Below are 12,513 nucleotides of genomic sequence, written 5' to 3'. Positions count from 1 at the left end.
CAGTATTCGTGATCACGGTTCCACGACGTCGTCGTCTGCCTGCCGGGCGTTGCGCGTGCCCTTCTGGAAGGCGGACATGCCGTCGCGGGTGCGTTCCGCCCGTTCCTCGGGGTCGAACTCCGCGAGTTCGGGCATCGGCCGGGGTTCGTCGTTGGCCAGCTGAGGTACCAGGTGCTGCTGGCGCCTGCGGCGCGGCAGCTCCGGCCGGGTGTTCTGACGCGTCGTCGCCTCACCTTCCGCCGGGTCGTCGGTCGGCCAGGCGCCTCCCAGGCGGTCTCCCGGGGGCAGCTCGATGTGCCCGCTGCTGCTGTCCAGGTCCCGTTCCGGGCCTGGGCTCCGGCCGTTTCCCACTGCCCTCCCGGCCCAGAACTCGTCCAGGTGGAAGGTCTCGGTCGAGCTCTCGCCGGGACGGTGGCCCAGGTCGCCCTGCATCGGCACCGAGGCCTCCAGGGCCTCCGGCGACCGCGAGGCCTGCTGGAGCGCCTGCTGGCGGAACGTCGGCTTGGGCATCTGCACCGAGTCCGCGGGGTCCACCGCGCCCGCCTCGCCGACGATCAGCTCGGACGGGATGAGGACCAGCGCGATGGTGCCGCCGGACGGGCAGTCGCGCAGCTCGACGTGGATGTGGCGGCGCGCGGCCAGCCGGGCGACGACGAACAGGCCCAGGCGGGACTCGCCACGAAGCCTCATCGCCTCGAAGTCGGGCGGCGCGGCCAGCATCTTGTTGTGCAGCTCGCGGTCGTCCGGCTTGATGCCGAGGCCGTGGTCCTCGATCTCGATGACGAGACCCTGCGGCACCTCGCTGCTGTGGATCTCGACCTGCGAGCGCGGCGAGGAGAACGAGGTCGCGTTGTCGACGAGCTCGGCGATCAGGTGGATCGTGTCCGCGACGGCGGCGCCGACCAGCGCGACCTCGGGCACCGGGTTCACCTTCACGCGGGCGTACTGCTCGGTCTCCGCGACGGCGGCGCGCACGACGTCGAGCATGCGCACGGGCTTGCGCCACTGCCTGCCCGGCTGCTCGCCGGTCAGGATGATCAGGTTCTCGGCGTTGCGGCGGGCGCGGGTCGCGAGGTGGTCGAGCTGGAAGAACGCGTCGAGGTGGTCGGGGTTCTCCTCCTCGCGCTCCAGTTTGTCGAGGATCTTGAGCTGGCGGTGCACCAGGCCCTGGTTGCGGCGCGCGATGTCGAGGAAGACCCGGTTCACGCCCTCACGGGTCTGCGACTCCTTCACGGCCGCGGCGACGGCGGTGTACTGCGCTGCGTTGAACGCGTCGGCCACCTGGCCGATCTCGTCGTTGCCGTAGTCGAGCGCGGGCACCTCGGCGGCGACGTCGACGTGCTTGCCCTCGCGCAGCCGCTCGACGATGTTCGGCAGGCGTTCGTGCGCGAGCTTGAGCGAGTCGCTCTTCAGCGCGATGAGGCGGACGATCAACGCCTTGTTGACGAGGCGGTTCGAGACGCGCACCGCGACGAAGATGCCGCCGATGACCGCGATGAGGGCGATGAGGCTGCCGATGAGGACGGTGGTGAACTTGTCCTTGCCGTTGGCCATGGCGATGTTGACCGCGCCGGTGGACTGCTCCTGCACCATCGTGGTCAGCTCGGTGGACACGGCGCGCGTGGCGTTCTCGTAGTCCGCCAGCGTGACCTGCTGCCCGACCGGCCGCTCCGAGTTCTGCAGGAGGCGGTTCTCCAGGTTCACCAGCTGCTGGTACGGCGCGCTGCCGGTGAGCTCCTTGAAGTGGTCGCGCACGTCCGGCAGGGCGGTGGGCTCGATGACGTTGAGCGTGAAGTGGTACGCGCCGACGAGGTTCGCGAACTCGCGGTGCTCCTCCGGCGTGAACTTGCCCGCCGCCAGCGCACCCGCGGCGACCGAGCTGGACCGCGACATCGCGTCCGAGGCCTGGAAGTACTGCAACGCACCTAGCGCGCCCTGCACCGTCTCGGCGTCGGGCACGATGCGGGCCTGCGTGCCGAACAGCGAGCCGCCGGCGTCGAGCACGCTGTTGTAGTAGCGGTAGACCTCGTCCTTGGAGGAGGACCCGGCCTCCAGGCGCTCGCGCTGGTCCGGCAGCTGGTCGAGCAGCCCGTTGAGCTTGTTGATGCCGTCGACGATCTCCTGCGGCGCCTGGGAAGCGAGCTCGGCGAACGCCGACTTCATCTTCTCGACGTCCTTGTCGGTGTCCTGCTGCTGCTTGACCAACGCCGACGTGCTGGAGCCCGAGCGGCTCAGGCTCGTCATGCTCAGCTCGCGTTCCTTCTGCAGCGACGCGAACGACTGGACCGCGGGGATCGAGGCGTCCCGCGCACCGGAGGCGACCAGCTGGAGGTAGAGACCCTCGAACACCGTGTAGGACGAGAACAGCGCCCACATGGCCAGAAGGACGACGCTGGGAACCACCACGACACCAGTGAGCCGGGAACGAATTGTCTTGTAATTCGTCTCAGGCACGTTCTTCAGCTTCACAACGCTCCACGACCACCCGAATTGGCGACGGAAAGATAACACCACATGATCAACATGACCAACAGCGATGATCTTGAGGGGGTGAGTGCAGAGTACTCAGTCAACTGCGCAACGCAACACCCCCGTTCTCAGGTTCGATCCCTACCTGTTGCAGTGATGTGCGCGCTCTCGCACGGAGTCAGGTCCGTCGCGACCGGGCGGACGAAAGAGGGCGAGCTGGGCTTTTGCTAACTGAACAGTGGAAACGCGACGACTATTGACCCCGAACTTGACAAAGGCGTGGGCCATCTTCTAAGCAAGAACGGAGCGCAACCGGACGTCGCTTTCCGTCACCGGCTCCTATTCGCGAATTCGCATGCCGATCACCGCGGCCACCGTGATCAACACAGGTCATTCCTTGGTCGTGATCAACGAGACCGGCCGCTCCCCTGTCGTCAAGAACGCGGTAATTCCGCTGGTCACCGCCACCACGGTGATGGATCCGGCGGCGAGCACCGCGAGAAGCGTCCAAGGAACGTGCACCACGGTCACGCCGATAGAGGCGCGGACGGAACCGCCGATGCCCGCCAATCCGGCGGCCGCCACCGCGCATCCGAGCACGAGGCCGATGACCGCCACGAGAGTGGCCTCTGCCACAGCGGTCCGCACGACCTGGGGCCTGCGCAGCCCCGAGACCCGGAAGACGGCGAACTCCCGGCGGCGTTCGGTACCAGCGATGACGACCGAGTTCACGACGGCCATCAGGGCGTAGAGCCCGGCCAATCCCATCAGCACGGTAAGGATCTGCACGTTTCCCGCCTGATTTGTGCCCGCTCGCTCCCTCGCCCAATCCTCGACGGTCCGCACCTGCCCGATACCGGCCCGTTCGACGCGTTCGGCGACAACAGCGGGATTTTGTTGTCGTTCGACCTGGATCACGGTCTCGGTCGGCGCGTTCGCCCACACCTGCCGGGGCAGAATCCCGCGGGGGACCAAAAAGTTCTCGCCCGGTTCGAGCGTCTCCGGAAGTCCTCCGACGACGGTGAGACTCAGCGGTTCTCCTTCTGTCTGCGCGGTGAGCACCTCCCCCAGCCCGATCCACTCCGAGTACTGGGCCGGGCCGGTGAAAACGGTGTCACCGGTGAGTGCGTTCAGGTCACCGCTGGTCGGCGCGAGTTTGTGGGTGCGCGCGTAGTCGGCGGCGTCGACCGCGATGATCCCGGAGTACACGCCGCGCCGGTCCCCCGCGGTGATCGTGATGTCGACGGCGTTCTGCCGGGACGCGACGGCGACGCCCTCGACGCCGGGCAGCCGTTCCGCCTCCTCACCGGTCGAGGTGACGACGAGGTGGGCGTCGAGGGACCGCTTCGCCTCCTCCGCTCCGGCCTCGGCGAGCGAGCCGAACGTGCCCGCCAGCCCGAGCAGCAGGGAGACCAGCACGATCAGCGGGGAGGCCGTGGCGGCGCTGCGGCGCACCCCGTCGCGCAGCGAGGCCAGGGCGAGGCTGCCGGGCGCGAGCAGTCCGCACAGCCACGCGGTGAACGGGACGACGAGCGGGCTCAGCGCGCTCATGGCCACGGCGCCGACCATGGAGATGCCCAGCGCCGCCAGCATCGCGCCGATCAGGTTAGCGCCGTGCGCCACCACGACCACGGCGACCGTGCAGGCCGCGCTGGACAGGCCGAGCAGCCAGCGGGAGGCGGTCATGACCCTGGCGGCCCTCCCGGTCTCCCGCAGCGCGTCCAGCGGCCGGATCCGGGACGCGCGCAGCGAGGCGGCGAACACCCCTGTCAGCGCGACCCCGACACCGCCGGCCCCGGCGACGACCACCGCCCACCACCGCCACGGCGCCGTGAAACCGTGCGGCACCAGGCCGATCTCGGCGAGCAGCCACGTCTGCACGTAGGTCGCGACCAGGCCGAACGGCACACCCAGCGCGGCCCCGGTGAGCCCGAGCAGCACCGACTCGGACAGCAGCAGCATCCGCACCTGGCTGCGGCTGCCCCCGGTGAGACGCAGCAGGGCGAGGTCGCGGCGGCGCTGGTCGACGGTGAAACCGAAGGTGGAGCTCACGATGAAGACCGCGAGGAACATCGAGAGGAACGCGGTCATGCCCATGACCGTGGCGGCGCCGACGAACCCTTCGCGGATCCGGTCCTCGGCCTCGCGGGACAGTCCCTCCGGGATCCGCGGCTCCCCCGTGGCCACCAGGATCAGCATCGAGGCCTGCACGAGCGCGACCCCGACGGCCACGCTGAGCACGGCCCCGGCGAACAGCTGCCAGCGTTCGCGGAAGGTGTTGAACGACAACCGGATCATCAGCTCTCCAGCCGCGCGAGCCGGGCGGCGACCTCGTGCGTGGCCGGTGCGTCGAGCCGGTCCACGAGCCGTCCGTCGGCGAGGAAGACCACCGCGTCGGCACTGGCCGCGACCGCCGGGTCGTGGGTGACCATCAGGATGCTCTGGCCGTTGTCGCGCACCATGTCCCGCAACAGCTTCAGGACCACCTTCGCGGAGTGCGAGTCGAGCGCGCCGGTCGGTTCGTCGGCGAACAGCACGGCGGGGCGGGAGATCATCGCGCGGGCGATCGCGACCCGTTGCTGCTGGCCGCCGGAGAGCTCGCGCGGCCGGTGCGCCGCCCGGTCCGCGAGCCCGACGCTGCGCAGGACGCCGCGGACATCGGTTCTGGGGGCACGGATCCCTGCCAGTTTCAACGGGAACGCGACGTTCTGCTCGGCGGTGAGCGAACCGATCAGGTTGAAGTTCTGGAACACGAACCCGATCGAGCGCCGCCGCAGTTCGGTGAGCACGCCGTCCGGTGCCGTCGTGATGTCCCGCCCCGCCAGCACGACGCGGCCGCTCGTGACCTGGTCCAGCCCGGCCGCGCAGTGCAGCAGCGTGGACTTGCCGGACCCGGACGGGCCCATGATCGCGGTCCACGTGCCGGCGGGGCAGGTCAGGCTGACGTCGTCGAGTGCGGCGACGGCGGTGTCCTTGGCTCCGTAGCGGCGGGTGACCTGGCGCAGTTCCACGGCTGGGTACGACATGGACGAACCCAACCGCGCGGCGCGGGCCGGAGTCACTGGTGTTGATGTCCACCTTGGAGGTGGGGAGAACTCCACCTGGCTACGGTGGGCCTGGTGGGGGAACACACGATCTGGGAGGCCGTGCGGCAGCGGCGGTTCCTGCTGGGCTGGTGGCCGTGGCGGGCGGTGGCGTACGTCCTGAGCACGCCGTTGGCGGCGCTGGTGAGCCTGGCCGCGCTGCCGTTCGCGCTGCTGGGCGGCCCGCTGGTGGCTCGTCCCGTCGTGACGCTGGAACGGCGGCGGTTGCGGCTCGTCCACACCGCGCCCGCCGGTCCGGCGGCTTGGTGGGACGTCGCCTACCTGGCCGCGGTGGCGTTGCTGGCGGTGCCGTCCCTGGTGCTCGCGCTGGCGCTGACGCTGGTGCTCGTGCTGATCGCGAGCCCGTTCTTCGTGGCGCCGGACCGCGTGCTCGCCCTCGGGTTCGGTGAAGCCCGAACGGTGTCCGAGTCGCTGCCCTACTCGCTCGCGGGCGTGGCGCTGTTCCTCTTGCTGCTGTACGTGTTCGCGTTCGTGGCCGGTGTGCACGCGACGGTCGCGCGCGCTCTGCTGCATCCGTCCGGGAATCGCCTGAGAACCGAACTGGTGCAGGTCTCCCAGTCACGCGAACGGCTCGTCACGGCGTTCGACGCGGAACGCCGCCGCATCGAACGGGACCTGCACGACGGTGCCCAGCAACGGGTCGTGAGCCTCGTCATGCAACTGGGCATCGCGACGCTGGAGCTGCCACCGGACTCCCCCGGCACCGAGTCCGTCGCCGCCGCGCACGCGCAGGCCAAGCAGTTGCTGGTGGAGCTGCGCGAGTTCGTCCACGGCATCCACCCGCAGGCGTTGTCGGACCTGGGTCTGCCCGCCGCGCTGCGCGATCTCGCCGACCGCGCACCGGTTCCGGTGACCGTGCACTGCGCCGTTCCCGAACGGCCACCGGCGGCCGTGGAGAGCGCGGGCTACTTCGTGGCCGCCGAAGCGCTGGGCAACGCCCTGCGGCACAGCGCGGCCACCGAGATCCGGCTCTCGGCCTCGGCGCGGCACGGTGTGCTGCGGGTCGAGGTCACCGACAACGGCCGCGGCGGCGCGGACGCGGGGCGCGGCACCGGCCTGACCGGGCTCGCCGACCGGGCCGCGGCGCTCGGCGGCACCCTGTCCCTGTCCAGCCCCACCGGCGGCCCCACCACCGTACGAGCGGAGTTCCCGTGCTGATCCGCACCGTCCTGGCCGAGGACGGCACCCTGCTGCGCGAAGGCCTCGCGGCGTTGCTCGACCGGTTCGGCTTCCCCGTGGTGGCCGCGGTCGGCGACGCGGAGGCACTGGTCGCGGCCGTCGCCGAGCACGCGCCCGGCCTGGTCGTCACCGACATCCGGATGCCGCCGGGCTTCACCGACGAGGGCCTGCGCGCGCTCGTGCGGCTGCGCCGGGACCACCCGGACCTGCCCGTCGTCGCGCTGAGCCAGTACGTGGCGCCGAGCTACGCGTCCACCCTGCTCGACCTCGGCGCCGGAGTCGGTTACCTGCTCAAGGACAGGGTCGGCGACGTGCGGGAGTTCGTCGCCGTGCTGCACCGCGTGGCGGCCGGCGAGACCGTCCTCGACCCCGAGGTGGTCCGCACGCTGCTGAAGCGCAACCCGCTCGCCGGTCTGTCCGGCCGCGAACGCGAGGTGCTCGGGCTGATCGCGCAGGGGTACTCGAACGCGGGGATCGCCGAGAGCCTCGTCGTCTCCGAGGGGGCGGTGAACAAGCACGTCGGCAACATCTTCACCAAGCTGGGCCTGGCGCCGGGCGAGGACCGCAACCGCCGGGTGCTCGCCGCCCTCACGTACCTGCGCGGGTGAACCGCTGTGCAACTGCGCCGCGACACGGCCGTTCAGTCCACGACGGACAGTGACAACCGCTACGGTGGGTAGGTGCTTGCAGCGTGGGGGCTGACCAAGGCCTATGAGGGTCGCACCGTCGTGGATCAGGTGGGCTTCGAGCTCCAACCCGGTACCGTCACGGCCTTTCTCGGGCCGAACGGCGCGGGCAAGTCGACGACGTTGCGCATGATCACCGGGCTGACCCGCCCCGATCGCGGCCAGGCGACGATCGCCGGGCGCGCGTTCACCGCGTGGCCCAACCCCTCCCACGTGGCGGGCGTGCTGCTCGACGCGGCGGCCGTCCATCCCGGACGGAGCGGGCGGGGTCATCTGCGGATGGCCGCGACGCTGGCAGGGGTGCCCGCGCGCAGGGCCGACGAGGTGCTGGAGATGCTGGGGCTGGCCGACGCCGCCACCCGCAAGATCGGCAAGTACAGCCTCGGCATGCGGCAGCGGCTCGGCATCGCGCACGCGCTGCTCACCGATCCGCCGTTGCTCGTGCTCGACGAACCCATCAACGGGCTCGACCCCGAGGGCATCCGCGCGGTGCGCAACCTGTTGCGGGGTCACGCTTCCCGGGGCGGCACCGTGCTGCTGTCCAGCCACGTGCTGTCCGAAGTGGACCAGACCGCCGACCGCGTGCTGGTGATCGGCGGCGGGCGCATCGTGGCGGACGGGCCGCTGGCGAGCCTGACCACGTCGTCGCGTTCCCTGGTGCGCGCCAAGGACATGCACCGCCTGGCGGAGTCGTTGCAACGGGGCGGGGTCGCCGTCCAGCCGGCGCCGGACGGGTTCCTGGCCGCGCACGCGCCGGTCGAGCAGGTCTCGGCCGTCACGTTCGCCGCGGGGATCCCGTTGCTGGGACTGCGCGAGGAGCAGATGAGCCTGGAAGACCTGTTCTTCCGCCTGACCAGTGGAGGTAGGCCGTGACCGTCGGTCATCCGGCAGCGTGGCAGCAGCAGGCGGCACCCGCACCGGCACCCGGCCCGTGGGCCGCGCGCGCCGCCCAGTCGCCGTCGTTCTGGCGGCTGGTGGCGGTGGAGGCGCGCAAGCTCGTCGGCACGCGGTCGGACAAGATCGTGATGGCCTGCGCGCCGGTGTTCCTGATCGGGCTGATGGCGCTGTTCACGTTGCCGCAGACCAACCTCGCGAGCGCGGGCAGGCAGCTGCAGCCGATGCTCATGGTGGTCCAGCTCGGCCTGCTGCTGGTCTTCGCGACCGTGATCAAGCTCGTCGCCGGCGAGTGGCAGTACAAGAGCGTGCAGCCGACGCTGCTGGTGCAGCCCTCGCGCATCCGCTACCTGCTGGCGCAGGCCACCGTGCTCGCCGGCGTGTGGCTGGTGTGCTCGCTGGTCACGTTCGTCCTGTACCCGTTGCTGATCAAGAGCGCGGCACAGGGGCTGAACCACAACTACCTGCTCGGCTCACGGCCCGGCTGGGTGCTCGGCGTGACGATGCTGGCCACCGCGCAGGTGCTGCTCACGGCGTTGATCGTCTCGCTGCTCATCCCGAACACGGGCGGCTCGCTGACGGTGTTCTTCGTCGTCGTGCCGATGCTGGCGGTGGCCCGGCTGGCGCTGCCCGAGGTGTTCAGCTTGGTCTACCCGCTCGAAGCGGCCTGGCACATGGCCGGTGACGGCGTGGGGTGGCCGCAGACGATCTCGTCGCTGGTGGTGTGGCTGACGCTGCTCGCCGTCTCGCTCGTGGTGCTCAGCAGGCGCGACGCGGGCTGAGGCTCAGCGCGCCCGGCTGCCGCCGTTCTCGTCGATCAGCGGCAGCAGCTTCTCCGCCGCCTCCTTGGCCCTGGGGCAGAAGTCGCGCAGGGCGCGGTCGATCGGCTGGTCGACGTCCTGGGTGGACAGGGCGATGCTCTCGTCGAAGTCCATCGAGGCAGTGACCTCGAACGGCTGCTCGGAGCCGGTGTCGACGGTGACCGTGCAGCTGTCGTTGACCGAACCCGCGATCTTGGTGATGGCGTAGTAGCGGTCCAGCAGGATCGACCGCTGGAAGTAGCCGCCCCCGCCGAGGTCGCCGTTCCAGGCGTCGGAGAAGTACTGGGCCTTCGACTTGCGGTTCGACATCGGGCTGAACAGGTGGATCGAGAGGTTGCCCCACGACTCCCGCGCGTTGCAGCCGCCACCCATGCCGTCGGACGGCTTCGACTCGAGCCCGAGCACCGACCCGAGATCGCGCGGAAGGGTGCCGCACTTGTTGTCGAAGACCGCCGGACGTGACTTCACGAAGTCCAGGTTGTCGTAGTTGACCGCCTGCGGGTCCAGCTCCGGCCCCGGCGAGGCCACCGGTGGTTCGGGTGGCGCGGTGCAGGCCGTGAGAGCGGCGATGCAGGCAAGTAGTGCGGTGTAACGGATCGTGCGCGAGCCCATGCCGGTAGTCCAGCACATCCGTGATCTTCCGGCGCGGATTTGGCGCAGTTGACCAGGCGCACGACCGGGTGACGCGTGGTCAGGAGGGCGCGCCCGTCCAGTCCCTGTTCACTCTTCGGTTCCCCTTCTCCCCTTGTGTCTGTGGCGGCAGGCTGAGCCCCCAGCCCCGGCCTGCCGCCACACCCCCAGAAACCGGCCGGCGTCTTGCGTGCCGCCCGGAACCAGCATGTCCCGCGACGACTCCCGGGGGCAGGGGTCTCCCGTCTCCTGCTCACGCAGGCGACGGGAGACGCCTGGGATAACGCAGGTCGGCGGATCAGACTCGGAAGCGGCCAGACGTCCGCCGACGTCCGGCGCTCCGGGGGGACTGGGTCTGCGACCAGCGGCTCAGTAGTCTGCAACGGTCGGTACCGGCCGCTGGGGCGGCGGTCGAGGGCGGGGACGCATGGCTGAGCAGTCGGATGTCTTTGGGGTGGAGCTGCGGCGCCTGCGCACCGCGGCGGGCCTGTCGCTGGCGGTGCTGGCGCAGCAGGTCCACTACAGCAAGGGCTATCTGGGCAAGATCGAGACTGGCTTCAAGCAACCAGGTGTTGATCTGGCCCGGCGCTGCGACGCGGTTCTCGGAGCCGGTGGACGTCTGGCAGCCCTGGTGGACCAGCCCGCCCCCGCGAGCCCGCTCGCTGCCGTCGCGGCCGACGGCGACGGCGAAGTGTGGGTGATGAGCATGGCTCCGGACGGGTCGAGCTGGATGGTTCCGATGCCTCGGCGCGAGGCGATCGCGACGGGCGCCGCCTCGTTGCTCGGGCTGACGCTGGGGGCTCCCCGCGCCGCCTCCGCGAGCGCGGCGCACGACGGCACGCTGACGGCGTTCCGCTCGCTGTTCTCCGAGGTCAGAAAGCTGGGGCAGACGACGAGCCCGAGCGTGGTGCTGCCGATGGTCACGGTGCACACCCACACGTTGCGCGGCATGGCCAACGGCGCGCCGACCCCCGTCCGCGAGCAGCTGCTGGGCCTCGCCGCCCGCTACAGCGAGTACGCGGGCTGGATGGCACAGGAGGCGGGCGACGACAGGGCCGCGATGTGGTGGACCCGCAACGCCGTCGAGATGGGCGCCGCGGCCGGCGACACCGAGATGGCCACCTACTCGCTGATCAGGCAGGCGCTGATCACGCTCTACCGCGACGACGCCGCCGGCACCGTAGACCTGGCCCAGCAGGCGCAGGCCGCACCGGGCACCTCTCCGCGCGTGCAGGGCCTCGCCGCGTTGCGTGAGGCCCAGGGCCACGCGCTGGCCTGCGACTACGACAACTGCCGCCGCGCGCTCGACCGCGCCGCCATCCTTCTCGCCAGGGCCGACACCGCCGACGGCATGACCATGGGCTCGGCCTCGGTCAGCGGCGCCGACCTGATCAGCCTCGTCGAGGCCTGGTGCCTGCACGACCTCGGCCAGTCCCGCCAAGCGGCGGACGTCTTCGACCGCCAGCTGTCCCTCGTGCCGGACAGCGCCCACCGCACCCACGCGCGCTTCGGCGCCCGCCGTGCCCTCGCCTACGCCTCCGCCGGCGACATCGACCACGCCAGCGCGTTGACCGCGAAGGTCCTCGACGCCGCCGACCTGGTCGACTCCGCCACCGTGCGCCAGGACCTCAGGCAACTGGCCCGCCTCCTCGGCCGCGAGCGCAGGCAGGCCTCGGTCAGCGAGGTCTACCCCCGCCTCAACGCGGCGTTGCGCAGTCAGCTCCACTAACGATTCACCGAACACAGCACGATGGGGGCGTCGAAGTGTCCGATGCGGCGATTTTCCAGCGCAGGTTCGAGGCGCTGGCCGCGAACGTCGAGGACTTCATCCGCGGCAAGCCCGAGGTGGTCAGGCTCGCACTCGTGTGCCTGCTCGCCGAGGGACACCTGCTGATCGAGGACGTACCGGGCGTGGCGAAGACCTCGCTCGCCAAGGCGATCGCGCGCTCGATCGCGGGCGCGGAGGTGAAGCGGATCCAGTTCACCCCGGACCTGCTCCCCTCCGACGTGACCGGCGTGCAGGTCTACGACCAGGGCCGCTCGCGCTTCGAGTTCCGCCAGGGCCCCGTCTTCACCCACATCCTGCTGGGCGACGAGATCAACCGCGCCTCCCCCAAGACCCAGTCGGCACTGCTGGAGGTCATGGCGGAGGGCCAGGTGACCGTCGACGGCCGCCCGATCCCCGTGCCCTACCCGTTCCTGTGCATCGCCACCCAGAACCCGGTGGAACACCAGGGCACCTACGCCCTGCCCGAGGCGCAGCTGGACAGGTTCATGATGCGCATCAGCATCGGCTACCCCGAGAACCTCGCCGACGAGGTCAGCATCCTGTCCTACGGCGTCACCCGCCGCCGCCCCGACGAGCTCAAGTCCGTGATGGAGCTCGACGACCTCCGCCTGATGATCCGAGCCGTCCGCGAACAACGCGTGGCCGACGAGCTCCGCGAGTACGTGGCCCGCCTGGTCCGCGCCACCCGCGTGCACCCCGACGTCGAACTGGGCGTGAGCCCGCGCGGCGGCATCGCCATGATCACCGCGGCCCAGGCCTACGCCCTGGCCGCCGGCCGTCCGTACGTCACCGCGGACGACGTGAAGGCGGTGGCCGTGCCGGTGCTCAACCACCGGCTGCTGCTCACCCCGGAGGCGCGCATCCAGCAGCGCACCGCGGAGTCGGTGCTCGGGGACGTCCTGGCGACCGCGCCGGTGCCGGCTGGCCGGTGAGCGCAAAGC

Annotated in this window: 10 protein-coding genes; 6 read left to right on the top strand and 4 right to left on the bottom strand. The window is 70.7% G+C overall.

What is annotated here, in order from left to right; translation table 11 throughout:
• Positions 1–12: 12 nt before the first annotated feature.
• The 3 genes from ACSHWB_RS26895 to ACSHWB_RS26885 all read right to left on the bottom strand — a co-directional run bounded on the left by ACSHWB_RS26895 (position 13) and on the right by ACSHWB_RS26885 (position 5,495).
• On the bottom strand, positions 13–2,406 hold the full coding sequence (locus ACSHWB_RS26895; protein ID WP_439656059.1) for a nitrate- and nitrite sensing domain-containing protein: 2,394 nt from the start codon (positions 2,404–2,406) through the stop codon (positions 13–15).
• A gap of 453 nt (positions 2,407–2,859) precedes the next feature.
• Entirely contained in the window at positions 2,860–4,767 is a 1,908-nt protein-coding gene (locus ACSHWB_RS26890) for an FtsX-like permease family protein (RefSeq protein ID WP_439656058.1), read from the bottom strand.
• Entirely contained in the window at positions 4,767–5,495 is a 729-nt protein-coding gene (locus ACSHWB_RS26885; RefSeq protein WP_439656057.1) for an ABC transporter ATP-binding protein, read from the bottom strand. The genes ACSHWB_RS26890 and ACSHWB_RS26885 overlap by 1 nt, the downstream gene beginning before the upstream one ends.
• A gap of 93 nt (positions 5,496–5,588) precedes the next feature.
• Here ACSHWB_RS26885 and ACSHWB_RS26880 point away from each other — a divergent pair, with 93 nt between their 5' ends.
• The 4 genes from ACSHWB_RS26880 to ACSHWB_RS26865 all read left to right on the top strand — a co-directional run bounded on the left by ACSHWB_RS26880 (position 5,589) and on the right by ACSHWB_RS26865 (position 9,114).
• A complete protein-coding gene (locus tag ACSHWB_RS26880) occupies positions 5,589–6,731 on the top strand; it encodes a sensor histidine kinase (protein WP_439656056.1) in 1,143 nt (380 codons plus the stop codon).
• Positions 6,731–7,360, top strand: coding sequence for a response regulator (locus ACSHWB_RS26875; protein WP_439664670.1), 630 nt, complete (start codon positions 6,731–6,733; stop codon positions 7,358–7,360). The genes ACSHWB_RS26880 and ACSHWB_RS26875 overlap by 1 nt, the downstream gene beginning before the upstream one ends.
• 72 nt (positions 7,361–7,432) lie before the next feature.
• Complete coding sequence (locus tag ACSHWB_RS26870; protein ID WP_439656055.1) at positions 7,433–8,311, top strand: ATP-binding cassette domain-containing protein; 879 nt, start codon at positions 7,433–7,435, stop codon at positions 8,309–8,311.
• Positions 8,308–9,114 (top strand): hypothetical protein, encoded by an 807-nt coding sequence (locus ACSHWB_RS26865; protein WP_439656054.1) that lies wholly within the window; start codon positions 8,308–8,310, stop codon positions 9,112–9,114. The genes ACSHWB_RS26870 and ACSHWB_RS26865 overlap by 4 nt, the downstream gene beginning before the upstream one ends.
• Positions 9,115–9,117: 3 nt before the next feature.
• Here ACSHWB_RS26865 and ACSHWB_RS26860 read toward each other — a convergent pair whose 3' ends face one another.
• Positions 9,118–9,765 carry a hypothetical protein gene (locus tag ACSHWB_RS26860; protein WP_439656053.1) on the bottom strand — a complete coding sequence of 216 codons (648 nt, stop codon included), beginning with the start codon at positions 9,763–9,765 and terminating at the stop codon, positions 9,118–9,120.
• Positions 9,766–10,210: 445 nt separating this feature from the next.
• On the opposite strand from ACSHWB_RS26860, the gene ACSHWB_RS26855 reads away from it, so the two are divergent.
• The gene (locus ACSHWB_RS26855; RefSeq protein WP_439656052.1) at positions 10,211–11,512 is read left to right on the top strand and encodes a helix-turn-helix domain-containing protein; all 1,302 of its coding nucleotides are present in this window, start codon (positions 10,211–10,213) and stop codon (positions 11,510–11,512) included.
• Positions 11,513–11,547: 35 nt separating this feature from the next.
• Positions 11,548–12,504: an AAA family ATPase gene (locus tag ACSHWB_RS26850; protein ID WP_439656051.1), complete on the top strand. Its 957-nt coding sequence runs from the start codon at positions 11,548–11,550 to the stop codon at positions 12,502–12,504.
• The last annotated feature ends 9 nt before the right edge of the window (positions 12,505–12,513 follow it).

Origin of the sequence: Lentzea sp. HUAS TT2 (assembly GCF_051853195.1) — a bacterium.
Classification (GTDB): domain Bacteria; phylum Actinomycetota; class Actinomycetes; order Mycobacteriales; family Pseudonocardiaceae; genus Lentzea.
The sequence above is the reverse complement of the archived record's forward strand: the minus strand, read 5'-3'. Positions and strand labels throughout refer to the sequence as shown.